Below are 22,261 nucleotides of genomic sequence, written 5' to 3'. Positions count from 1 at the left end.
GGGGGAAATTTCATGTCAACTGTACAAGTACCGAAATTAAATACGAAAGATCTTTTAACGTTAGAAGAATTGACGCAAGAAGAAATCATTTCTTTAATTGAGTTCGCTATATATTTAAAAAAGAACAAGCAGGAGCCTTTATTACAAGGGAAAATATTAGGTCTCATTTTTGATAAACATTCAACCCGTACTCGCGTTTCTTTTGAAGCAGGAATGGTACAGCTCGGAGGACATGGAATGTTTTTAAGTGGAAAAGAGATGCAAATTGGCAGAGGAGAAACGGTGTCAGATACTGCGAAAGTACTATCTCATTATATTGATGGAATTATGATACGCACATTTTCGCATGCGGATGTAGAGGAGCTTGCAAAAGAGTCCAGTATCCCAGTTATTAACGGTTTAACTGATGATCATCATCCTTGCCAAGCGTTGGCAGATTTAATGACGATATATGAAGAAGTTCATACGTTTAAAGGAGTTAAATTAGCTTATGTAGGTGATGGGAATAATGTATGTCATTCACTATTGCTAGCGAGTGCAAAAGTCGGGATGAATATGACTGTGGCAACGCCTGTGGGGTATGAGCCGAATGAAGAAATTGTTAAAAAAGCATTAGCGATTGCTGATGAAACAGGGGCTGAAATTGAGATTTTGCATAATCCTGAATTAGCGGTAAGTGGAGCAGATTTTATTTATACTGATGTTTGGATGAGTATGGGCCAAGAAGGAGAAGCAGAAAAATATACTTTATTCCAGCCTTTCCAAGTAAATAAAGAGCTTGTTATACATGCAAAGCAAACATATCGTTTCCTGCACTGCCTGCCTGCTCATCGTGAAGAAGAAGTAACTGGAGAGATTATAGATGGGCCACAGTCTATCGTTTTTGAGCAAGCTGGTAACAGGTTGCACGCGCAAAAAGCTTTATTAGTGAGTTTATTTAAAAATATAGAAGAGCCTTCCTAAAAGGGGAGGTTTTTTTATATGGAAATGTCGGATGTATATTTAGTTAATTATCTCTATATCATTTATAATAAAAAGAGAAAACTAATTTTATTTTTCATATCATGTAAGGACATACTAGATAAAAAATATAGTTAAAGAGATGATGAATTTGAAAACAACTAAGAAAACATATTCGTTTTTTCAGCGAATGTGGAGAATATTAAAGTTTCAATATTTTAAGTTGCTTCGATCGCCAGAAGGAGCAAAGAAAGTGTCACTAGGTTTTGCTATTGGATTTGGTTTAGAAATGTTGGTGATTTATACGGCATCGCTCGTATATTTAATATTTTATCCAATTGTCAGGTTAGCAAAGGGATCTTTTCCAGCCGCAGTCATTGGTAATATTATTGGGAAAATATTGTTTCTCCCAGTATTTTTATTTCCGTTTGCTTATGCGCTAGGAAAAATGATTTACCCATTTCATGTACAGAAAATACATCATGAACCATTTACGATATCAGATTTGTTTTCGATCCATATTTTTACGATGTTAAAGAGCTTATTACAGAGTGAAGTGTATGTATTAATTGGTATGACGATAATAGGAATTGTGTTTGGGGTAATTTCATATTTCGTTGTGCATTATTTATATGAAAAGAATCGTAAGTTACGTTTGAAGAAAAGAAAGAAACAAGTGAGAGAACCACTTGTTCAAATATAAAGAATGTCACATTCATTTTCTCCTTTGAATATGTTTAAGAAAAAGGGGGAGAGAATGAATGTATTATTATTACGTACCGCAAGTATACCCATATGTAAATTATTATCCGGTTTATGATATGAGTAGACAATACGAATTATATCGACAACAACAATTACAGCAAATACCACAAATGCCACAAATGCCACAACAACAGCCTACGCAAGAACAAAAACCATATTTAATGACATGGCCGTATTCAAATGTATACTATGGTAATTATTACGAATCATAAAGCTGCTTCTATTTAGAAGCAGCTTTATGCGTTTGTTTTCAAAATTAAATTTTGAATGGTTTTAAGAGAATAAATGAGCTTTTCGCGCTCTTCCTCAGATAATGTTTGAAAATTTTCTTTTAGTTTGCCTAAAATGAATTGCTGATACTGACTTACTAACATTTTCCCTTCAGTTGTTAGGGAAATTAAAATGACCCTTCGATCTTTTTCGCTATAATGACGCTCTATTAGCTCTTCTTGAATAAGTTTGTTTAATAGAGGGGTCATGTTAGGCCGTGAAATCGCTAGCCGCTTGCCAATTTCTGAAACTGCTAATGTACCATTTTCATGCAAAAGCAGTAACACTTGCGTATGTGATGGCGGCATATGTCTTTGAGAAGAAAACTCTCCAGGAAGCATAAATTTGCGATAAAAAAGAGGCACTAGCGAAAGAAGATGATCAACAATACGTTCCCACTCGCGTGATTCCATATAACGGCCCCCTTCCACTATCATTGTAACAAAAAAGACAAGGTATAAAAATAGAATTGTTTCATGGTAGCCTTAATATTTGTAGGATAACACTTGCTTTGTAAATGTATTGGCAATAATCGTATAACCGTTATCATTTGGGTGTACTTGGTCAAATAGTAAATCTTTTTTATCCTTCGATATTAATTTGCGAATTGGTAAAACAATCGACGGTTGATGTGCTTTTGAAATAGAATAAATAGAATCATTCCAACCATCTAAAAACATATCTGCATAACTTGCGATGGAGTCATCTAGTTGTAAAGGGTTATAGAGTTCAGATAGAATGAGTAAAGCATTCGGATTTTGATCTCGAACGGTCTTTACAATGTTTTTTACATCCGTTTCAAAACGGGCTTTTTCTTTATTTAACATTTTAATACCATCTATAACACCTACATCACGATTTAAGCGGAATAAATTATTTGCTCCAATATTAATAGTAATTATATTTGCTTCCCTAATTTTTTGTTGAACTTCTTCTGACTGGACTTTTTTAACGAGACGATCTGTAGTGAGACCATTTACACCGAGGTTTTCTACCCTAATTGGTTTATGAATTTGTCCTTCTAATTGTTTAGAAGCTAATTCGGCAAATCCCCCTTGTGTAGATCCATATCCTTTTGCAAGTGAATCACCTAATACGAGGTGATAAAAAGAGTCATTCGTTTGCTTATAAATCCAACTCGGAGCAGATGTTTTTTCTGCTTTTCCTTCAGTTTCTTTTTGTTTTGTCTCATCGTTCTTTTCAAAATTAGAACAAGAAATGATTAGAAGGAGGAGACAAACAATTGTTAAGATGACTTTTTTCATAAATTCATCCTCCTTGTAATTGGTAATTGTATCATATTCAGCAGTATAAGTAATGTAAGGGCATATTATATGTTTATGAAAAGTTTACAATAACTTTACAGAAAATTTGTTGAAGTTTGTCAAAAAATATTGACGATACGAAAGAACTTTATATATGATAATGTCAGATAAAGTGAAAATCATCGCTCTAATAGAAGTAAAAAGGTATGTGGTTAGAGACTGATAGAGATTCATTTCATTATTTTGGGGTAATTGTATAAGGGGGATTTTTTGTGAAAAAGTCAAAAAAAATGCTAGCTGGAGCAACACTTGCTATTGGTGTTATAGCACCGCAAGTATTGCCAACAACAGCTCATGCAGAGGAAAAAGCTGGGGAGAATACAGTTAACTTACGAATTCTAGAAACATCGGATATTCACGTTAACTTAATGAATTACGATTATTATCAAACGAAAACAGATAATAAAGTAGGTCTTGTGCAAACTGCAACACTCGTTAATAAAGCACGTGAAGAAGCGAAAAACTCTGTCCTATTTGATGATGGAGATGCATTACAAGGGACACCGCTTGGAGATTATGTAGCGAATAAAATAAAAGATCAGGAGAAGGAGAATTCTGTTGATCCTAACTATGTCCATCCATTATATCGTGTAATGAATTTAATGAAGTATGACGTCATCTCTCTTGGGAATCATGAATTTAACTACGGTTTAGATTATTTAAAGTCAGTGATTAAAAAAACTAAGTTCCCTGTTATTAACTCAAATGTTTATATAGATGATCATGATGGTAATGATGAGAATGACAAGCATTACTTTGATAAACCATATCATATTTTTGAGAAAGAAGTAGTGGATGAATCAGGTCAAAAACAAAAGGTGAAAATTGGTGTAATGGGATTTGTTCCACCTCAAGTTATGAATTGGGATAAAGCGAATTTAGAAGGAAAAGTAAAAGCAAAAGATATTGTGCAAACAGCGAAAAAATTAGTTCCGGAAATGAAGGCGCAAGGTGCGGATATTATAGTTGCACTAGCGCATTCAGGTGTTGATAAGAGTGGATACAACGAAGGAATGGAAAATGCATCGTTTTATTTAGCGACAGAAGTTCCTGGCGTAGATGCAGTATTAATGGGACATTCACATACTGAAGTGAAGGACGTATTTAATGGTGTTCCAGTTGTAATGCCTGGTGTTTTTGGTAGTAACTTAGGTATTATTGATATGCAATTGAAAAAGGTAAATGGAAAATGGGAAGTACAAAAAGATCAGTCTAAGCCGCAACTTCGTCCGATTGCTGATAGTAAAGGTAATCCATTAGTAGAATCTGATCAAAAACTAGTTAATGAAATTAAAGATGATCATCAAGCGACAATCGATTATGTAAATACAGCTGTAGGTGAAACGACAGCACCAATTAATAGTTATTTTTCATTAGTACAAGATGATCCTTCTGTACAACTTGTGACAAATGCACAAAAATGGTATGTAGAAAAGTTATTTGCTGAAAATGGACAGTATAGCAAATATAAAGGAATTCCAGTTTTATCTGCAGGGGCACCATTTAAAGCGGGTGGCCGAAACGGTGCTACATATTATACGGATATTCCAGCAGGCACATTAGCAATTAAAAACGTAGCGGATTTATATGTATATCCAAATACATTATATGCTGTAAAAGTAAATGGGGCACAAGTGAAAGAATGGCTTGAAATGTCTGCAGGTCAGTTTAATCAAATTGATTCAAAGAAAACAGAAGAACAGCCGTTAGTAAATATAGGCTATCCTACATATAACTTTGATATTTTAGATGGCTTAAAATACGAAATTGATGTAACACAACCGGCGAAATACGATAGAGATGGAAAAGTTGTAAATGCAAATACGAATCGTATTATAAATATGACGTATGAAGGGAAGCCAGTAGCTGATAATCAAGAGTTCATCGTCGCTACAAATAACTATCGTGGAAGTAGCCAAACGTTCCCTGGTGTAAGTAAAGGGGAAGTTGTATACCAATCACAAGATGAAACACGTCAAATCATTGTGAAATATATGCAAGAAACACCAATTATTGATCCAGCAGCAGATCAAAACTGGACATTTAAGCCGATTGTTGCAGATAAATTAAATACAACATTTGATTCTTCACCAAATGCACAAAACCATATAAAGAAAGATGGAAAGATATCATATGTTGGACCATCTGAAAATGAATTTGCTAAATATGCAATTGATATAACGAAGAAGAATGATGATAAGGAAACTGGTGGAGAGAATCCAACGATACCGCCAACAGGTGAAGGCAATAACGGAGAGAATCCAACGACACCACCAACAGGTGAAGGCAATAACGGAGAGAATCCAACAACACCGCCAACAGGTGAAGGCAATAACGGAGAAAATCCAACGACACCACCAACAGGTGAAGGCAATAATGGAAATGAACCAAAACAAGATGGAAATAATACAGGATCTGGACAAACTACAACGGATAATCAAAACTCAAAAGAAACAACAACTGTAAGTGAAAATAAAGAAGAACGTGATTTACCGAAAACAGGTACAAGTGTTGCTTCTACAATTGGAGCAGGTCTGGCGTTTGTTGGAGCGGGATTACTTATGTTATTTAGAAGAAAGAAAGCGAATAGATAGCGGAGAAATATAAAAAGGATTACCGATTAAGGTAATCCTTTTTATTATATTATGAAACTGGTACTGTTTTTTCTTTCTTCCATGAAAGGCCAAATCCAGTAAAGCCGACGATAATCGTTAAGACTGGGCAAGCTAAACAGAAGATTGCGTATGGAAGGTAATCGAATGTTGGAACGCTAAGGACGTTTGTTAAGAATACGCCACTTACACCCCATGGTACGAGCGGGTTAATAACTGTACCTGCATCTTCTAATACGCGTGATAAATTACGACGTTCTAAACCGACTTCATCGTATTTGTTAGCGAATGCTTGTCCTGTTAAAACGATTGATAAGTATTGTTCGCCAAGTAGGAAGTTTACACCAATTGCAGTTGAAGCAGTAGAAATAATTAAGCGTGTGCTATTTTTTACAAAGCTAGAGATAATATTCATCAGCTGCGCTATAATACCCATTCCTTGTAATAATCCTCCCATACAAAGAGCTAGGAAAATAAGAGCAATCGACATCATCATACTTTGTAGACCACCGCGAGATAGTAAGCTATCAATGTCTTTAATACCAGTTTTAGAAACGTAGCCGTCTTGCATAATTTTCATTAAATCAGCTAAAGAAGTGCTAGGTTTAAAAATAAAGAGAATAATAATTCCTACAACAATTCCTGCAAGCAATGTTGGAACTGCTGGAACCTTTTTAAATGCGAATAGGAACAGTAATAAAATTGGAATAAGTGTAACGATAGAAATCGTTGTGTTTTTTTCTAACGTGCTAATAAAGTTTGTGAAGTCAACGTCTCCACTAATACCGCTTCCTAAAATGAAAAATGCGATAAAAGCAATAATGAAAGCAGGAACTGTTGTCCAAAGCATGTTACGAATATGCTCAAATAAATCTACACCCGTTACAGCAGGAGCTAAGTTTGTTGTATCAGATAAAGGAGACATTTTATCTCCAAAGAATGCACCAGAAATAATTGCACCAGCGATCAGAGCTGGATCGTACCCGAGAGCACTACCCATTCCCATAAAGGCAAGTCCTACAGTTGCGGCAGTTGTAAAGGCACTACCGATACTTGTTCCAACAATTGCACAAACAACAAAAACGGTTGGGACGAAAATTTTAGGAGATACAAGCTGGAAGCCGTATACCATTAAAGTTGGAATTGTTCCAGCAGCGATCCAAACACTAATTAATACGCCCACAAGTAAGAAAATAAAAATAGATGGAATACCAGCTGAAATACTACTGATCATCCCTTTTTCCATAGTAGACCAAGAGATTTTTTTCATAAATCCAAATGCTAATAAAAGAACGATACCAAATAAGATTGGGATGTGTGGTGAAACTTCTAATTGGATAACACTAAAGCCAATACAGAAAAAGATAAATAATGTTAAAAGAACAGATTCAATTTTTGAAACCATTGTTTTTCCCTCCTAAGTAATCTAAAATAGCTCTTTTTTATATAAAATTCGCCAATATTGTATATTTCCTTCTAGAATTTAGAATTTTGTGACAAATTACCAGTAATTGTCAACATCTCAATATGATACGGAAATGATTGGATAAAAAAACGCCCCTGCATATAATTATGCAGGGACGAAGAAATCGCGGTACCACCCTAGCTTGTGAAAGGAATGTATCACAAAATAAAGGGTCATATGATATGCGCTCATAAAATAAAAACGCCCCTGCAATATATGCAGGGACGAAAAATTCGCGGTACCACCCTAAATTGTGAAACAGTTTCATTTCACCACTCTTTAGACATAACGGTCTAAACCGTCTTTCACTACTCCTCACGTTTCGTAAAAGAAGCTCCAGGGGGTAATTCATAAATCGCTCTGTACTGGTTCGCACCGACCACCAGCTCTCTGAAATCAGAAAACGAAATACTACTAAATCCTATCAACGCCGATTCATATGATGTTAGTTAAATTTTTATCATATATTCATCATACATGTCAATAAAAACATTCGATATTTTTTTAGGGAAATAAAGGAGAAATGTTTTTCATACTGTAAAAATGTGCGTTATAATGAATTTGAAAGGGGAGGAAAGAGTGAAGAAAAAAATAATTCTTTTTACCACCTTACTAGTCGTTGGCGGAAGTGCTGGAATTTACACAGCTTTTGCAGCTGAATCAGAGCAGTCGAAACAAAAGCAAATACAGCAGTCAGAAGTGAAGAAAGTGAAAGAAACTGAAGAGAAGAAATCGATGGAAAAAGCAGCTACTAAACTAGGAGTTTCTACTGAGGGGAAAACAAAAGAAGAGGTTACAAAAGAAGTAGATACCGCTAGATTTGAGCAGCGCCATGATTTGTTAATTAAGCATGCTAAGCAACTTGGAATTGATACAGAAGGAAAAAAAGATGAAGAGATTATTTTAGAAATTGGAAAGATACAACATGGAAAGTAGAACAACTTATCGTATGATAAGTTGTTCTTTTTTGAGAATTATTTTATTTAAAAATAATTGACAGTCATTTGTTTTTAATGTTAACTGTATTTATAAATGAGTTAACATTAGGGGTGACAATTGTGGCTATTAATAGTAACACGAGTGAAAAATCGTCTTATACATATGAAGAATTATCGAAGAAGAATAAAGATTACGTATGGCACCCATTTACACAAATGAAAGATTATTTAGAAGAAGATCCTGTCATTATTGAACGTGGAGAGGGAAGAAAGCTATACGATGTAAATGGAAATGAATATTGGGACGGTGTTTCATCTATTTGGTTAAATGTTCATGGGCATCAAGTACCAGAACTAGATGAGGCAATTCGCGAGCAATTAAATAAAATTGCTCATTCTACTATGCTAGGACTTGCTAACGTTCCATCTATTTTATTAGCAGAAAAAATAATTGAAGTTGTACCAGAAGGTTTGAAGAAAGTATTCTATTCAGACTCTGGTTCTAGCGCCGTTGAAATTGCAATTAAGATGGCCTTTCAATATTGGCAGCATAAAGGAAAACCGAAAAAACAAAGATTTGTTACATTAAAAGAAGCATATCACGGTGATACGATAGGTGCTGTTTCAGTAGGAGCAATAGACTTGTTTCACCAAGTGTATAGTTCACTATTATTTGAGGCAATTAAAATGCCGTATCCATATACATATCGTTCTCCTTATGGAGATAATAAGGAACAAATTGTAAAGAAACATTTAGAAGAAATGGAAGAAATGCTACAAGAAAAACATGAAGAAGTAGCAGCTATTATTGTGGAGCCATTAATGCAAGGTGCTGGTGGGATGATTACAATGCCAAAAGGATACTTAAAAGGGCTTCGCGATTTATGTACAAAATACAATGTATTATTTATTACAGATGAGGTAGCGACTGGATTTGGGCGTACCGGGAAAATGTTTGCATGTGAACACGAGGATGTAACGCCAGACATTTTAACAGCCGGAAAAGGTTTAACAGGTGGTTATTTACCAGTGGCAATTACGGTAACGACAGATGAAATTTATAATGCCTTTTTAGGAGGCTATGAAGAACAAAAAACGTTTTTCCATGGTCATAGTTATACAGGGAATCCGTTAGGGTGTGCCGTAGCAATTGCAAATTTAGAACTATATGAAAAAACTAATTTAATAGAAAATGTTGCGTATAAAGCAGAATATGTAGCGGCACAATTAGAAGATCTTAATGAATATAAGCACGTAGGAGATATTCGTCAGTGTGGGCTAATGGTTGGTATTGAACTTGTGAAGAATAAGGAAATGAAAGAATCGTTTGAATGGACAGAAAGAGTCGGCGTTCAAGTATGTAAACGTTCAAGAGAGCTGGGCATGATTTTGCGACCACTCGGTAATACGATTGTATTTATGCCGCCTCTTGCATCTACGGTGGCTGAGATTGATGAGATGTTACGCATTTTATATAAAGCAATCTCGGATGTTACGGAGGGAGAGTAATGAGTGGTTTCTTTATAACGGCAACGGATACAGAAGTTGGCAAAACGGTAGTGACAGGAGCATTGGCAGGTATATTTCGAGAGCGTGGACATAATGTTGGTGTATATAAACCGTTGCAAAGTGGACATGTTGCATCAAATCCTGAGGGTGATGCAGCAAGATTAAAAGCATTATCGGGTGTACCGACAGAAGAAGATGAAATTTGTCCTTATTCCATTGAAGAACCACTTGCTCCGAGACTTGCCATGAAAAGAGCTGGAAGGACAGTAACGTTAAAAGAAATTACTGCTCACTATAATGAACTGCTAAAAAAGTTTAATAGCCTATTTGTAGAAGGGGCTGGTGGGCTTGCAGTTCCATATACAGAAGATGCTTTAGTGATTGATTTTGCAAAAGAATTACAGCTTCCTCTTATTGTAGTAGCGCGTCCTACGCTTGGGACAGTTAATCATACTATTTTAACAATTTCTTATGCAAAAGCACATGGATTAAAAGTAGCAGGTGTAATTTTATCTGGATGTAAAGGATATGAAAAAGAAAGAGTGCAAGAAAATAAAATAATGATTGAGGAGTTAAGTGGCGTGCCGGTTTTAGGGTTATTACCATTCCTTGAAGGAGAGTTTACAAAGGAAGAATTATTAGGGGCGGCAAAAGAGCATATTATGATTTCAAAATTAGAGGAGCTCATCCAAAATGAATCAAATGTGGCGCACGCATCTTCAATCTAAAGTAGAACAATTAAAGGAGCAAGGGCAGTATCGTAATTTACATGTAACAGAGAAAGCGGAAGAGACATGGCTTATTCGAAATAAGAAAAAGATGCTAAATTTAGCATCGAATAATTATTTAGGATTAGCTGGAGATGAAAGGTTGAAAGAAGCTGCTATTGCCTGCACGAGAAAATATGGAACTGGAGCGACAGCATCTCGTCTCGTTGTAGGAAATTATCCATTGTATGAAGAGGTTGAGAAAATTATATGCAACTGGAAAGGTACTGAAAGAGCATTAATTGTAAATAGTGGGTATACAGCAAATGTAGGTGCTATATCTGCTTTAGCCTGTCGTCACGATATGGTTTTTAGTGATAAATTAAATCACGCAAGTATTGTTGATGGAATTATATTAAGCGGAGCAGAGCATAAAAGATATCGTCATAATGATTTGGATCATTTAGAAAAGATGTTGCAAATAGCGTCACCAGAAAAGAGAAAATTAATCGTAACAGATACGATTTTTAGTATGGATGGAGATATTGCATATTTGAGAGGCTTAGTTCAGCTGAAAGAGAAATACGGGGCAATCATTATAGTTGATGAAGCACATGCAAGTGGAATATATGGAATCGGTGGAGCTGGACTATCTCATATAGAAAAAGATATCGCTCAAAAAATTGATATACATATGGGGACGTTTAGTAAGGCTTTAGGGTGTTATGGTGCGTATTTAACGGGTGATTCCATTTATATAGAGTATTTACAAAATATGATGAGAAGCTTGATTTTTACTACAGCTTTACCACCAGGAACATTAGGGGCGATCCGAAAAGCAATTGAAATTGTGAAAGAAGATAACGAAAGAAGAGAGCGACTTATAGAGAATGGTGCATATTTCAGGACGCATTTACAAGAAGCTGGTTTTGATATTGGGAATAGCTCAACTCATATTGTACCGATTGTAGTTGGGTCAAATGAAAATACTTTACGGTTTAGTGAAAGGTTACAAGAGGTAGGTATCGCAGCCATTGCAATTCGTCCGCCGACTGTTCCGGTTGGTAGTTCTCGAGTCCGTTTTGCAGTTACGTCACAACATACAATAGCCGATTTAAAATGGGCTATTCAGCATATTATACGTATTGGTAAAGAAGAGGGGTTTTTAGTATGAAAGAGCTAAAGCTTATTTTTATTCCAGGATGGGGAATGGAAGAAGGTGTTTGGACTTTGGTTCTGCCGTATTTTAAAGGATATTCTGTTCAATGTATAGATTGGCGTAACGTGAAAGAACAAAGTGAATTTGCGGGGCGAATAATAGATGTAGCGCAGGATGAAAATGTAATTTTAGTTGGATGGTCACTAGGAGCGTTAGCGGCAGTACAAGCTTATAAAAAGATTAAGGCGAAAGGTATGGTGCTAATTGGTGGTACCGCTAAATTTACCAATACAAGTGACTATACAAGTGGATGGAATTCCCTGCATGTAGAACGTATGAAAAAGAATTTAACGAGAAAGAAAGAAGATACTTTGAAGCGTTTCTATGAAAATATGTTTACAAAAAGTGAGCTGAAGGAGAATACGAATTTTGAAGAGATTGCGCTGAAGTTTAAAGGAGACTCGATTCAGTCTTTACAATTAGGCTTAGATTATTTAATAGAAACAGATATGAGAAATGAAGTAATAGATATGAAAGCCCCGCTGTTACTCCTTCATGGAGAGCAGGATGTAATATGTCCATTGTCTGCAGCCCATAGTATGGCGAATAATACGAATGTCAATCTAAAGGTAGTAAGCGGTGCTGGGCATGCATTATGTGTAACGAATTTCGAATATTGCGCAAATGAAATTATTCAATTTGTAGAGGGGATACGACATGATCAACAAAACGTTACTGCAAAAACGGTTTAACGGGGCGGCTGTATCCTACGATCAATATGCAAATGTACAAAAAAAGATGGCGCATTCGTTACTTTCTACATTGAAGGAACGATATAGTGAAACATCATCGATACGTATTTTAGAACTTGGATGCGGGACAGGATATGTAACAGAGCAATTATCAAATTTATTTCCGAAAGCTCATATTACAGCTGTGGATTTTGCTGATGAGATGATTGCAGTCGCGAAAACTAGAAAAAGTTTGGGAAATGTGATGTTTCGATGTGAAGATATTGAACAATTAAAATTAGAAAATCCATATGATGTCATCATTTCAAATGCTACATTTCAATGGCTTAATGATTTAAAAGAGACAGTGAAAAATTTATTTAACTATTTGTCTGAAGAAGGAACATTATTATTTTCCACGTTTGGTAATACGACTTTTCAAGAATTGCATACGTCTTTTCAGCGTGCTAAGAAAGAAAAGGGGATACACAATTGTACTTCAATAGGACAACGATTCGTTTCGAAAGAACAGTTAGTGAATATATGCAAAAATTCATTAGGAAATGTACATGTTTCTGAAACATGTTACATAGAAAGATTTGCAGAAGTTAGGGAGTTTCTACATTCTATTCGAAAAGTAGGAGCGACCAATAGTAATGAAGAGTCTTATTGTCAAAGCCCTTCACTCTTTCGTACGATGCTTCGTATATATGAAAGAGACTTCACGGAAAAAGAAGGGATAATGGCAACATATCATGCTTTATTTACGTATATAACAAAAGAGGGGAAGAGATGAAATGAAACAAGTACAAATAAAAAGGGATTGGAAAAAACTTGCATACGACGTAGTAGAAGAGAAAATGATTGCGAAAGAAGATGCAATTGCAATATTAGAAGCTGATGATACAGAGGTTTTAGAAATTATGAATGCAGCTTACATCATTCGCCATCATCATTTTGGTAAGAAAGTAAAGTTGAACATGATTATAAATACGAAATCTGGATTATGTCCTGAAGATTGCGGGTATTGTTCACAGTCTATTATTTCAGAAGCACCGATTGATAAGTATGCATGGTTAACACAAGAGAAAATTGTTGAAGGAGCGCACGAAGCAATTCGTCGTAAAGCAGGTACATATTGTATTGTTGCATCTGGTCGTCGTCCGACGAATAAAGAAGTAAATCACGTTATTGGAGCAGTTAAGGAAATTCGTGAAACGACAGATTTAAAAATTTGCTGTTGTTTAGGATTTTTAAATGAAGATCAAGCAGGTCAGTTAGCAGAAGCTGGTGTGCATCGTTATAATCACAATTTAAATACGCATGCCAACAATTATGATAGCATTTGTTCAACGCATACGTATGACGATCGTGTTGATACAGTCCAAAAAGCGAAGCAAGCCGGTATTTCTCCATGCTCTGGAGCAATTTTCGGAATGGGAGAAACGATTGAACAGCGCGCTGAAATTGCATTTGAATTACAACGTTTAGATGCGGATTCTATTCCATGTAATTTCCTTGTTGCTGTAAAGGGTACTCCGCTTGAAGGACAAAAAGAATTAACACCTGTAGAATGTTTAAAAGTGCTGGCGATGATGCGTTTTGTAAATCCAACAAAAGAAATTCGTATTTCAGGTGGTCGAGAACTTAATTTACGTTCTGTACAGCCACTTGGTTTATTTGCAGCAAACTCTATCTTTGTCGGGGACTATTTAACAACAGCTGGACAAGAGCCGACTGCGGACTGGGGTATGATTGAAGATTTAGGATTTGAGATTGAAGAATGTGCGCTATAAGATAGATGAAAAGCAAACTCTTTAAAGGGGTTGCTTTTTTTGTAAATAAAATGTAATAAAAGTCCATTAACGCTTGATAGTAGTCACTTTTGGACGAGAAAAATAATTTTGTGGACGAATTTTCCAAGCCCTAATTGTACATAGTAAAAATGTAATTTATATCGGGTTGGAGGATTTTACATGTACAAATACATATTAACTATTATGACCTGTCTGATTTTAATAAAAGCGATAAGTGCTGATCCAGTTAAGGCGGCTGAAAATCCTGAACAAAAAGAAATGCAACAAAGAATTGAACAGCATTTTCGAACGAAAGCTGAACATTTTGGGCTTGAAACAGAAGGAAAAGATTTAAAAGAAGTGAGGAAGGAAATTTCTATTATAGAAGAAGCGGAAAAGAGAGAAAATGTGTGGAGAACAGCACAAGCTCTTCGTATAAAAACAGAAGGAAAAACGATGGATGAATTAATAGAAGATGTACGAAAAAAGGTGAGAAAATAAAAAAAGAGGCCGTAGCCTCTTTTTTAAGCCCATTGTTTTGATAAATGAGCCATTTCGATCGCAGCAACTGCCGATTCATATCCTTTATTACCAGCTTTTGTACCTGCACGTTCAATCGCTTGTTCAATTGTTTCTGTCGTTAATACACCGAAAATAACTGGAATGTCCGTTTGTAGTGATAAAGACGCAACACCTTTTGCTACTTCATTACAAACGTAATCGTAATGTGTTGTAGCACCGCGAATTACTGTACCTAATGTAATAACAGCATCATATTTTCCGCTATTGGCCATCTTTTTAGCGATTAAAGGAATTTCAAACGCACCAGGAACCCATGCAACATCAATATCATTCTCTTCTACACCGTGACGCTTTAATCCATCTAAAGCTCCGCCAAGTAACTTACTTGTAATAAACTCATTAAAACGTCCAACAACAACCCCAACTTTTAATCCTGTACCAACTAAATGACCTTCGAATACCATAATGTATCTCTCCCTTAATTATAAGTTTAGTAAATGTCCTAATTTGCTTGCTTTCGTTTGTAAATACGTTTTATTTTCTTCTTTTGTTGGCATTTGCAACGGTACACGCTCGGTTACTTCTAAATCGTAACCTTGTAAGCCAGCAATTTTTCGTGGATTATTCGTTAATAATCGTAAACTTTGTAAGCCTAAATCTTTTAAAATTTGAGCGCCAATACCGTAATCACGAAGATCAGCTGGGAACCCAAGTTTTTCATTTGCCTCTACAGTATCTAACCCTTCTTCTTGTAACTTATAAGCGCGAAGCTTATTCAGAAGGCCAATTCCTCGTCCTTCTTGTCTCATATAGAGAAGAACACCTTTTCCTTCACGCTCAATTTGAGCAAGTGCAGCATGTAGCTGTGGTCCGCAATCACAGCGGCACGAACCAAATACATCTCCTGTTAAGCATTCTGAATGAACGCGTACAAGTACAGGTTCGCCTGTTGAAATATCACCTTTTAAGAGCGCGATATGTTCTTTCATATCTAATGAGTTAGAATAGCCAATTGCATGGAAAGTACCGAAATCTGTAGGTAATGTAATTTCCACTTCTCTCGTCACAAGTGTTTCGTGATGGCGGCGATAAGCAATTAAATCTTCTATTGTAATCATTTTTATATCAAATTGTTTTGCGCACTCTAGTAAATCAGGTACACGTGCCATCGTACCGTCCTCATTTATAATTTCGCAAATGACTCCAGCTGGTTCTGCCCCGCAAAGTTTGGCTAAATCGACAGCGGCTTCTGTATGACCAGCACGGCGCAGGACACCGCCTTCTTTCGCAATTAATGGAAAGATATGTCCAGGGCGATTGAAATCAGAGCCTTTTGATGCAGGGTTTAACAATTCTTGTATCGTAGTTGCACGTTCATGAGCACTAATCCCTGTTGTTGTAGAAACATGATCAATGCTCACTGTAAACGCAGTGTGATGTGAATCTGTATTATGAGATACCATTGGCTCTAACTGTAGACGTTCTGCGTACTCCTCCGTAATCGGTACACAAACGAGACCACGACCGTGTGTAATCATAAAATTAATCGTTTCTGGTGTAATGTACTCTGCTAAAGCAATAAAATCGCCTTCATTTTCTCGGTTTTCATCATCACATACGATAACGACTTTTCCTTGTTTTAAATCTTCTAGAGCTTCTTCAATACGATGAAACATTGTGCTTCCCCCTTATAGAAATCCGTTTTCTTGTAAAAAGTTTTCGGTCATTGACCCCGTTCTTTTTACTGGCTTTGAAATAAAGCGTTCAATATATTTTCCAATCATGTCACACTCAATGTTTACGATGTCCCCGGCTTTTTTTTCTCCGATTATAGACTCGCTTACTGTGTGAGGGATGAGTGAAATTGTAATTGAAGATTCGTCTATATCAAATATTGTTAAGCTAGTGCCATCAACAGCAACGGATCCTTTATGCAAACAATAGCGTAGTAATTCATCAGAAATTGCTATTTTGTAATAGATGGCATTGTAATGTTGTTTTTTAGTTAAAATCGTACCGATGCCATCGATATGTCCGGTGACGAAATGTCCACCGAATCGTCCGTTTGCAGCCATCGCCCGTTCTAAATTCACTTTGGCACTTGGCTTTAGCATACGAAGTGATGTTGCTTTCATTGTTTCAGGCATTGCGTCGACAGTGAATGAAGTAGTCGTAAAAGTAGTTACTGTTAAGCAAATGCCGTTAACTGCGATACTATCACCTAATTTGACATCCGATAAAATTTGCTTTGCGCTAATAGTTAGCTTCATTGCTTCACCACTTTGAGTCATGCTTGATATCGTTCCTAACTCTTCTACGATTCCTGTAAACATTCCGTCACCTCGCTTTTTAAGGTTGCAACAATTTTTATATCATTACCGATTTGTTTCATCTCTTGAATTGTTAAGGAAAGTGCATCTTGTACCTTCGAAAAACCAGCTCCGCCAAATAAGGTGGGTGCATCTTTTCCACCAATTAATTTCGGGCTTATATAGGTCACGATTTCATTAAAACTATTTGTTTTTAAGAAGTTTGCATGCACCGTTTGACCACCTTCAACGAACAGAGAAAGAATTTGTTTCTCACCGAGCAGGGATAGGACATCTTGTATTTCAATTTGTTGTGTTTTCATTTGGAATACAGCTATATTGTTAGATTCATAAGACGCTATTTTCTCTTTGTTTACATCCTTACCGACAATAATCCATGTCGGAGTTAAGCCATCTGTTATGACATGAGAAGATGGCGGCGTTCGTAAGTGGGTATCTAAAATAACGCGTATAGGATGTTTACCTCCGTTTGGAATTCGTGTTGTTAAGTGTGGATTATCAGTTAGAACTGTATTCACACCGACTAGGATAGCATCATGTATATGACGATATTGGTGAACGTCAGCGCGTGCTTCTTCGCCTGTAATCCACTTACTTTCACCGGTTACAGTTGCTGTTTTTCCATCTAAGCTCATTGCTGTTTTTATTGTTACAAAGGGACGTTTCTTTTTCATATAGTGAAAAAAGTATCGATTTAATAAAGTGGCTTCCGCCTCAAGAACACCAGTAGTTACCTCGATTCCAACTTCTTCTAATCTCCTTTTTCCATTTCCGGAAACGAGGGGATTGCAATCAAGAGTAGCAATTACAACACGCTGAACTCCTTTTTCAATGAGTAATTCACAGCAAGGGGGTGTTTTTCCAAAATGGCTACACGGTTCAAGTGTTACATAAACGGTAGCGTCTTTTGCTCTTTCACCAGCCATGTGAAGAGCATGAACTTCAGCATGTTCTTCACCAGCACGCATGTGGGCACCCATTCCAACAATTTCCCCATCTTTAACAACAACGGCACCAACCATAGGATTTGGGCTTGTTTGTCCCGATGTTCCTTGTGCTAACTGCAAGGCAATCCTCATATATTCTTGATCTGTCATTCTTTTCACCTCTCCTGAAAAAATCAAAAAACCCCAAGGATTTTATATCCTTGGGGTTTGGGAGACGTGATTTCTAGAAATATAGTTCGAATACGAAAGTATAGGAAAGAAACCTAACGATGACTGATATTTTGGCATAAGGAAAAAACCTAGCAAAATATCAAATTCTTTCAACGCTAGTCGTATCTTTTTATTTCAGTATAGAAACATAAGTATACAAAATAAAACATATATAAAGATTCAAAATGAAACTTTAAAAATATGCATACTGAAATAAAAGTGTATTCGCTATATAAAATTACTAGAAAACATATCCTTCTCCCATCCAGACTATACTGTCGGCCCTAGAGTTTCACTAGATCCACCGTTTTCGCGTTGAAAACGGGTCACGGACTTAGAAGCTATCGCTTCATCACCGCCGGTTGGGAATTTCACCCGACCCCGAAGGATGTTGTTTGCTCACATTATAGCACAAAAAAGAAAAAAGCATAGTAAAAAATGTTCGAATGTGAAGAATTGTTTGAAAATATATGCCGATTTGAATGGGGACGAAAGTAATAGAAATGTTGAAAGGGGAAGGGCTGTATAGGCTTTGATCAAAAGAAAAAACATACACAAATAAATGTGCATGCTCTTTAAATATTTATTCTGCCTCTGGTGCTCTAACAACAGACTCGAATTTTCCTTTATGCGAAGCATCGCAATAAGGCATGTTTTTTGATAAACCACAACGACATAAAGAAAATGCTGGTTTTGCTGGGAATACATTCCCTTGTGAGTCAACTAATTCCACGTCCCCTGTAACGCGAAAAGAGCCATTATCATTCACTTTAATTTGTACTTTTGCCAACGTTATCCCTCCTTTCCAAACGCTTACTCTCATCATATAATTAGGGAGAGTACTTGACAATATAAAGTGAAACTTTAATCAGTGGGGGCATCCCCACTGATTATTAGTTCAACCAATCGGGCGTTTACGGGCAGTTAATCTCCCACCTTACTTCTTTGCCTAAGCTGAATTTTGAGGTGGGAGTCTTACTGCCCGCAAATAGCGGGATAAAAAGAGCACTTTGTTTGAGAGAGAAGAGAGTGTTATAATAGTTTTTATAACTGACTAGAGTAAGGTGACGAAAGATGGATAAAAAATTACACACACTACAAAATATTGCAAATGAGCGCACATGGGCATCATTTTTGAATGATAATCATCCATATAGTTTACTTCATTGGTCAATCGCAGGTGTAGGACAAGAACCGAAAGATGTTTGGTTACTTCAAGATGAGGTAACTTTTCAAACGACGGAATTCCCAACGCTAGACGAGGCAGTAAAGTGGATTTCTGAAAATATGGAACAAGTTACAGACGTTTTAGCGCAGTAAAAAAACAGGCTTATGCAAGCCTGTTTTTTGTTTCTTTTACATATGTGTTTAAAAATTGATCGATGGCATCTTCGTACTCTTCTTTATTTTCATTATAAGAGCAAGCGTGTGCACCATGTTCTGCAATATAAAGCTGTTTATTATTTTCTTTCGCTTCATAAAGTGATTTCGTCATATCAGATAAAATATAGTCATCATCTTTACTATGAATAAAGAGAACCGGATTGTTAATATTTTTTATACAATCAATTGGTGAAACTTCACGAATTGTATAGCCATCACGAACTTTTAAAAAGGCATTTGCTAAAGGTAATAAAGGCCATTTTGGCAAATGAAACTCAACTTTCAAACGATGTTGTAACTGTCCATAAAAATCAGAGAAAGGACAATCAGCAATATAAAAATCAGCACCATCTTCTACAAGTCCTGCATATTGAAGAAGAGTTGCAGCACCCATAGATTCACCATGAATTCCGAGTGTAATATTCGTTCCGAAACGATCTTTTAGCCAGTCAACTACTGACTTTAAATCATGTTTTTCATAATAGCCATAACTTGTTGTTTTACCACCGGTTTTACCATGACGGCGATGATCATAAATAAATACGTTATATCCTCTATTTAAAAATAAGTTTGCATATTTAACGGAATTCATTTTATTTACAGTCACACCGTGGCAAAAAATCATAAATTTATTGGAATGACCAGCTGGCATGTAATATCCGTGAAGTTCGTATCCGAATTGAGAAGGGATGTGAACCTCTTCTTTTTGAATAGCCTTAAAATCGTCCAAATGAAAATGCTTTTTCGTTTCGCGTTCTAAAACTTCTTCCTCTGTTTTTTTCTTCAAGTACATAACTTTATTTGTAAAGAAAATCCCAATCGCAGTTAGTGCACCTAGTATAGTAAACAATGCTGTAAAAAAACGTTTCATACTTTACCTCATCCTCCAAATACCTCTACATGTGATACACTAACATTGTATCACAATGATGTGAAAAGGGGAGAAATCGTGTATGGTTCATATACAAAAAATCACACCAGAAATGAAAGAAGCAATTCAGGATTTTATGTGTGAAAACTGGGGAAGCTCAATGATGGTCTCGCGAGGCAGAGTACATCAATTAGAAGAATTACCTGGTTTTATTGCACTTAGAAATAACAGAATAGTGGGAATTATAACATATAAAGTGATAGAAAACATGTGTGAAATTGTATCGTTAAATAGTTTTGAGGAAGGGAAGGGGATTGGTACAAAACTGGTGGATTGTGTATTGCGAGTGGCAAAAGAGAACGAATGTAAAAAAGTGTGGCTTATTACGACGAATGATAATATGAACGCACTTCGTTTTTATCAAAAACGTAACTTCATGATGACGAACTTGTATATTGATGCGGTAAAGGAAGCACGAAAAATAAAGAAAGAAATTCCGTTTATTGGTTATGATAATATCGCGATTTCACATGAAATTCAGCTGGAGTATATTTTCTCCCGCATTAACGGGCAGTAAAACTCCCACCTCAAAATTCAGTTGGAGCAAAGAAGTTAGGTGGGAGATCCACTGCCCGTAAACGCCCGATTGGTTCAACTAATAATCAGTGGGGGATGAACAAAACCCCCACTGATTAAAGTTTCACTTTATGAGTAGAGTGGAAATTGTGTAACAATTTTCAGAAATATAAAACAATAACCTTGACGAATGTTATATTTTGGTTTAATTTAAAATTGTAATCTATTACCATATTAAGGGGTGACGATGTGGCAACTATACGTGATGTTGCAAAATTGGCCGGTGTTTCAGTCGCAACCGTTTCAAGAGTCATTAACGAAAAAGGATATGTCCATGAAGATACGGTGAAACAAGTAAAAAAAGCAATTGAAGAATTACATTATAGACCGAATGCTACAGCAAAGCCTTTATTTAAACAGCCTTCAACGGTGATTGCATTACTTGTAGATAATTTGCATAATCCATCATACATCACTTTGCTCCGTTTCGTTGAGGAAATAGCATACAAAGAAGGGTATCAAGTAATAGTTTGTAATATAGAAAATAAGAATAGATACATAGATATGTTGGAACAAAATAACATTGCAGGCGTTATAATGACGAAATCTGTTTTTCGAAGTATAGGAGAAATCTCACTTCCTTTCGCTGTGCTTGAAGAACGACAATCTCTTATGAGCTATTATGAAAGTGGACAGAAAGTTGTTTCTTTATTAAAAGAGAAAGGCTGCCAGTTTCTTGCTTATATCGGTGAGGGAGTAGAGAGTGAAGAAATGGAAGAGCATGTGGCAGGATTTCTAGATACTGCTTGGAAAGAAGGACTTTCTTATCGAGAGGAAATTGTACAAGGGTATACGAATCAACAGTTTCTTGAATTGTTACAAAAGCATCCATACATAGATGGGGTTGTAGCTTCAAGTGATAAGGTCGCTATTGAGCTAATCAGGGCGGCGAAAACTCTTAATATTCATATACCAGGTAAGTTACAAATCATTGGATTTAACGGGAGTGTAGAGGGTGAATGGATAAGTCCATCATTAACGACGATTGGAAGTTATATCGAAGAAAATGGGGAAATAGCTTTTCAACAGTTAATAGGAAAAATAAAGAAGAAACAAGTGCGACAAGAAGAAGTGGAAACAGAATTTAGGTGCATTGAGAGAGAAACAACAAAGTAAAAGGTGCGT

At 36.2% G+C, this 22,261-nt stretch carries 24 protein-coding genes, 1 riboswitch and 1 other annotated feature; of the genes, 15 read left to right on the top strand and 9 right to left on the bottom strand.

The window, feature by feature from the left end; genetic code table 11:
* Window positions 1-12: 12 nt before the first annotated feature.
* From argF to JFU23_RS08565, 3 genes are all read left to right on the top strand, one after another.
* On the top strand, window positions 13-963 hold the full coding sequence (gene argF, locus JFU23_RS08575; RefSeq protein ID WP_002014968.1) for an ornithine carbamoyltransferase: 951 nt from the start codon (window positions 13-15) through the stop codon (window positions 961-963).
* 148 nt (window positions 964-1,111) lie between these two features.
* Window positions 1,112-1,663 (top strand): DUF2062 domain-containing protein, encoded by a 552-nt coding sequence (locus JFU23_RS08570; protein WP_085312312.1) that lies wholly within the window; start codon window positions 1,112-1,114, stop codon window positions 1,661-1,663.
* A gap of 58 nt (window positions 1,664-1,721) precedes the next feature.
* On the top strand, window positions 1,722-1,937 hold the full coding sequence (locus tag JFU23_RS08565; RefSeq protein WP_201031747.1) for a hypothetical protein: 216 nt from the start codon (window positions 1,722-1,724) through the stop codon (window positions 1,935-1,937).
* Window positions 1,938-1,961: 24 nt separating this feature from the next.
* Here JFU23_RS08565 and JFU23_RS08560 read toward each other — a convergent pair whose 3' ends face one another.
* Entirely contained in the window at window positions 1,962-2,408 is a 447-nt protein-coding gene (locus JFU23_RS08560) for a MarR family winged helix-turn-helix transcriptional regulator (protein WP_002088507.1), read from the bottom strand.
* A gap of 72 nt (window positions 2,409-2,480) precedes the next feature.
* Window positions 2,481-3,260, bottom strand: a complete 780-nt coding sequence (locus tag JFU23_RS08555) for a GDSL-type esterase/lipase family protein (RefSeq protein ID WP_201031746.1) — start codon at window positions 3,258-3,260, stop codon at window positions 2,481-2,483.
* A gap of 272 nt (window positions 3,261-3,532) precedes the next feature.
* Here JFU23_RS08555 and cpdB point away from each other — a divergent pair, with 272 nt between their 5' ends.
* Window positions 3,533-5,914, top strand: coding sequence for a bifunctional 2',3'-cyclic-nucleotide 2'-phosphodiesterase/3'-nucleotidase (cpdB, locus tag JFU23_RS08550; protein ID WP_201031745.1), 2,382 nt, complete (start codon window positions 3,533-3,535; stop codon window positions 5,912-5,914).
* Window positions 5,915-5,963: 49 nt separating this feature from the next.
* On the opposite strand, the gene nhaC is transcribed toward cpdB, so the two are convergent.
* Window positions 5,964-7,337 carry a Na+/H+ antiporter NhaC gene (nhaC, locus tag JFU23_RS08545; RefSeq protein WP_201031744.1) on the bottom strand — a complete coding sequence of 458 codons (1,374 nt, stop codon included), beginning with the start codon at window positions 7,335-7,337 and terminating at the stop codon, window positions 5,964-5,966.
* A 277-nt stretch (window positions 7,338-7,614) separates the two neighbouring features.
* Window positions 7,615-7,834: a binding site (T-box leader), on the bottom strand.
* A gap of 142 nt (window positions 7,835-7,976) precedes the next feature.
* Here nhaC and JFU23_RS08540 point away from each other — a divergent pair.
* The 8 genes from JFU23_RS08540 (at window position 7,977) to JFU23_RS08505 (ending at window position 14,738) form a co-directional block, all read left to right on the top strand.
* Window positions 7,977-8,333, top strand: a complete 357-nt coding sequence (locus JFU23_RS08540; RefSeq protein ID WP_201031743.1) for a hypothetical protein — start codon at window positions 7,977-7,979, stop codon at window positions 8,331-8,333.
* A 77-nt stretch (window positions 8,334-8,410) separates the two neighbouring features.
* Window positions 8,411-9,844 carry an adenosylmethionine--8-amino-7-oxononanoate transaminase gene (gene bioA, locus JFU23_RS08535; RefSeq protein ID WP_201032270.1) on the top strand — a complete coding sequence of 478 codons (1,434 nt, stop codon included), beginning with the start codon at window positions 8,411-8,413 and terminating at the stop codon, window positions 9,842-9,844.
* Entirely contained in the window at window positions 9,844-10,572 is a 729-nt protein-coding gene (gene bioD, locus JFU23_RS08530) for a dethiobiotin synthase (RefSeq protein WP_201031742.1), read from the top strand. The genes bioA and bioD overlap by 1 nt, the downstream gene beginning before the upstream one ends.
* Window positions 10,538-11,725 (top strand): 8-amino-7-oxononanoate synthase, encoded by a 1,188-nt coding sequence (gene bioF / locus JFU23_RS08525; protein ID WP_201031741.1) that lies wholly within the window; start codon window positions 10,538-10,540, stop codon window positions 11,723-11,725. The genes bioD and bioF overlap by 35 nt, the downstream gene beginning before the upstream one ends.
* Window positions 11,722-12,462 (top strand): alpha/beta fold hydrolase, encoded by a 741-nt coding sequence (locus JFU23_RS08520; protein WP_137058363.1) that lies wholly within the window; start codon window positions 11,722-11,724, stop codon window positions 12,460-12,462. Before bioF ends, JFU23_RS08520 begins: the two co-directional genes overlap by 4 nt.
* Window positions 12,428-13,237: a malonyl-ACP O-methyltransferase BioC gene (gene bioC, locus JFU23_RS08515; RefSeq protein WP_201031740.1), complete on the top strand. Its 810-nt coding sequence runs from the start codon at window positions 12,428-12,430 to the stop codon at window positions 13,235-13,237. The genes JFU23_RS08520 and bioC overlap by 35 nt, the downstream gene beginning before the upstream one ends.
* 1 nt (window position 13,238) lies before the next feature.
* On the top strand, window positions 13,239-14,237 hold the full coding sequence (gene bioB / locus JFU23_RS08510; protein ID WP_113937121.1) for a biotin synthase: 999 nt from the start codon (window positions 13,239-13,241) through the stop codon (window positions 14,235-14,237).
* Between the two features lie 180 nt (window positions 14,238-14,417).
* Window positions 14,418-14,738, top strand: coding sequence for a hypothetical protein (locus tag JFU23_RS08505; protein ID WP_002088493.1), 321 nt, complete (start codon window positions 14,418-14,420; stop codon window positions 14,736-14,738).
* Between the two features lie 23 nt (window positions 14,739-14,761).
* On the opposite strand, the gene ribH is transcribed toward JFU23_RS08505, so the two are convergent.
* The 5 genes from ribH to JFU23_RS08480 form a co-directional block, all read right to left on the bottom strand.
* A complete protein-coding gene (gene ribH / locus JFU23_RS08500) occupies window positions 14,762-15,223 on the bottom strand; it encodes a 6,7-dimethyl-8-ribityllumazine synthase (protein ID WP_000230892.1) in 462 nt (153 codons plus the stop codon).
* A gap of 18 nt (window positions 15,224-15,241) precedes the next feature.
* Complete coding sequence (ribBA, locus tag JFU23_RS08495; RefSeq protein ID WP_201031739.1) at window positions 15,242-16,435, bottom strand: bifunctional 3,4-dihydroxy-2-butanone 4-phosphate synthase/GTP cyclohydrolase II; 1,194 nt, start codon at window positions 16,433-16,435, stop codon at window positions 15,242-15,244.
* Between the two features lie 12 nt (window positions 16,436-16,447).
* A complete protein-coding gene (gene ribE, locus JFU23_RS08490) occupies window positions 16,448-17,092 on the bottom strand; it encodes a riboflavin synthase (protein WP_016100654.1) in 645 nt (214 codons plus the stop codon).
* Complete coding sequence (gene ribD, locus JFU23_RS08485) at window positions 17,074-18,186, bottom strand: bifunctional diaminohydroxyphosphoribosylaminopyrimidine deaminase/5-amino-6-(5-phosphoribosylamino)uracil reductase RibD (RefSeq protein WP_201031738.1); 1,113 nt, start codon at window positions 18,184-18,186, stop codon at window positions 17,074-17,076. The genes ribE and ribD overlap by 19 nt, the downstream gene beginning before the upstream one ends.
* Window positions 18,187-18,495: 309 nt before the next feature.
* Window positions 18,496-18,639: riboswitch (FMN riboswitch) on the bottom strand.
* Window positions 18,640-18,829: 190 nt separating this feature from the next.
* Window positions 18,830-19,036: a CDGSH iron-sulfur domain-containing protein gene (locus tag JFU23_RS08480; protein ID WP_001151582.1), complete on the bottom strand. Its 207-nt coding sequence runs from the start codon at window positions 19,034-19,036 to the stop codon at window positions 18,830-18,832.
* Window positions 19,037-19,320: 284 nt separating this feature from the next.
* Between JFU23_RS08480 and JFU23_RS08475 the strand changes: the two genes are divergently transcribed.
* Window positions 19,321-19,566, top strand: a complete 246-nt coding sequence (locus JFU23_RS08475; RefSeq protein ID WP_002014992.1) for a DUF2552 family protein — start codon at window positions 19,321-19,323, stop codon at window positions 19,564-19,566.
* A 10-nt stretch (window positions 19,567-19,576) separates the two neighbouring features.
* Here the strand turns inward: JFU23_RS08475 and JFU23_RS08470 are convergent, their stop codons facing one another.
* On the bottom strand, window positions 19,577-20,500 hold the full coding sequence (locus JFU23_RS08470) for an alpha/beta hydrolase (protein ID WP_002014993.1): 924 nt from the start codon (window positions 20,498-20,500) through the stop codon (window positions 19,577-19,579).
* 82 nt (window positions 20,501-20,582) lie between these two features.
* Here JFU23_RS08470 and JFU23_RS08465 point away from each other — a divergent pair, with 82 nt between their 5' ends.
* Together JFU23_RS08465 and JFU23_RS08460 are read left to right on the top strand one after the other, a co-directional pair.
* Window positions 20,583-21,077 (top strand): GNAT family N-acetyltransferase, encoded by a 495-nt coding sequence (locus JFU23_RS08465; RefSeq protein WP_201031737.1) that lies wholly within the window; start codon window positions 20,583-20,585, stop codon window positions 21,075-21,077.
* 248 nt (window positions 21,078-21,325) lie between these two features.
* Window positions 21,326-22,252 carry a LacI family DNA-binding transcriptional regulator gene (locus JFU23_RS08460; protein ID WP_201031736.1) on the top strand — a complete coding sequence of 309 codons (927 nt, stop codon included), beginning with the start codon at window positions 21,326-21,328 and terminating at the stop codon, window positions 22,250-22,252.
* The last annotated feature ends 9 nt before the right edge of the window (window positions 22,253-22,261 follow it).

The sequence above is a fragment of the Bacillus sp. TH50 genome (genome assembly GCF_016650565.1).
Taxonomy (GTDB): Bacteria; Bacillota; Bacilli; order Bacillales; family Bacillaceae_G; genus Bacillus_A; species Bacillus_A mycoides.
This window is presented reverse-complemented; position numbering and strand designations above follow the sequence as displayed.

Coding starts and splice junctions, on each gene's coding strand:
- argF (WP_002014968.1), top strand. CDS start 13: ATGTCAACTGTACAAGTACCGAAATTAAATACGAAAGATCTTTTAACG.
- JFU23_RS08565 (WP_201031747.1), top strand. CDS start 1,722: ATGTATTATTATTACGTACCGCAAGTATACCCATATGTAAATTATTAT.
- JFU23_RS08560 (WP_002088507.1), bottom strand. CDS start 2,408: ATGGAATCACGCGAGTGGGAACGTATTGTTGATCATCTTCTTTCGCTA.
- JFU23_RS08555 (WP_201031746.1), bottom strand. CDS start 3,260: ATGAAAAAAGTCATCTTAACAATTGTTTGTCTCCTCCTTCTAATCATT.
- nhaC (WP_201031744.1), bottom strand. CDS start 7,337: ATGGTTTCAAAAATTGAATCTGTTCTTTTAACATTATTTATCTTTTTC.
- bioA (WP_201032270.1), top strand. CDS start 8,411: ATGTTAACTGTATTTATAAATGAGTTAACATTAGGGGTGACAATTGTG.
- bioD (WP_201031742.1), top strand. CDS start 9,844: ATGAGTGGTTTCTTTATAACGGCAACGGATACAGAAGTTGGCAAAACG.
- bioF (WP_201031741.1), top strand. CDS start 10,538: ATGAATCAAATGTGGCGCACGCATCTTCAATCTAAAGTAGAACAATTA.
- JFU23_RS08520 (WP_137058363.1), top strand. CDS start 11,722: ATGAAAGAGCTAAAGCTTATTTTTATTCCAGGATGGGGAATGGAAGAA.
- bioC (WP_201031740.1), top strand. CDS start 12,428: ATGATCAACAAAACGTTACTGCAAAAACGGTTTAACGGGGCGGCTGTA.
- bioB (WP_113937121.1), top strand. CDS start 13,239: ATGAAACAAGTACAAATAAAAAGGGATTGGAAAAAACTTGCATACGAC.
- JFU23_RS08505 (WP_002088493.1), top strand. CDS start 14,418: ATGTACAAATACATATTAACTATTATGACCTGTCTGATTTTAATAAAA.
- ribH (WP_000230892.1), bottom strand. CDS start 15,223: ATGGTATTCGAAGGTCATTTAGTTGGTACAGGATTAAAAGTTGGGGTT.
- ribBA (WP_201031739.1), bottom strand. CDS start 16,435: ATGTTTCATCGTATTGAAGAAGCTCTAGAAGATTTAAAACAAGGAAAA.
- ribE (WP_016100654.1), bottom strand. CDS start 17,092: ATGTTTACAGGAATCGTAGAAGAGTTAGGAACGATATCAAGCATGACT.
- ribD (WP_201031738.1), bottom strand. CDS start 18,186: ATGACAGATCAAGAATATATGAGGATTGCCTTGCAGTTAGCACAAGGA.
- JFU23_RS08475 (WP_002014992.1), top strand. CDS start 19,321: ATGGATAAAAAATTACACACACTACAAAATATTGCAAATGAGCGCACA.
- JFU23_RS08470 (WP_002014993.1), bottom strand. CDS start 20,500: ATGAAACGTTTTTTTACAGCATTGTTTACTATACTAGGTGCACTAACT.
- JFU23_RS08465 (WP_201031737.1), top strand. CDS start 20,583: ATGGTTCATATACAAAAAATCACACCAGAAATGAAAGAAGCAATTCAG.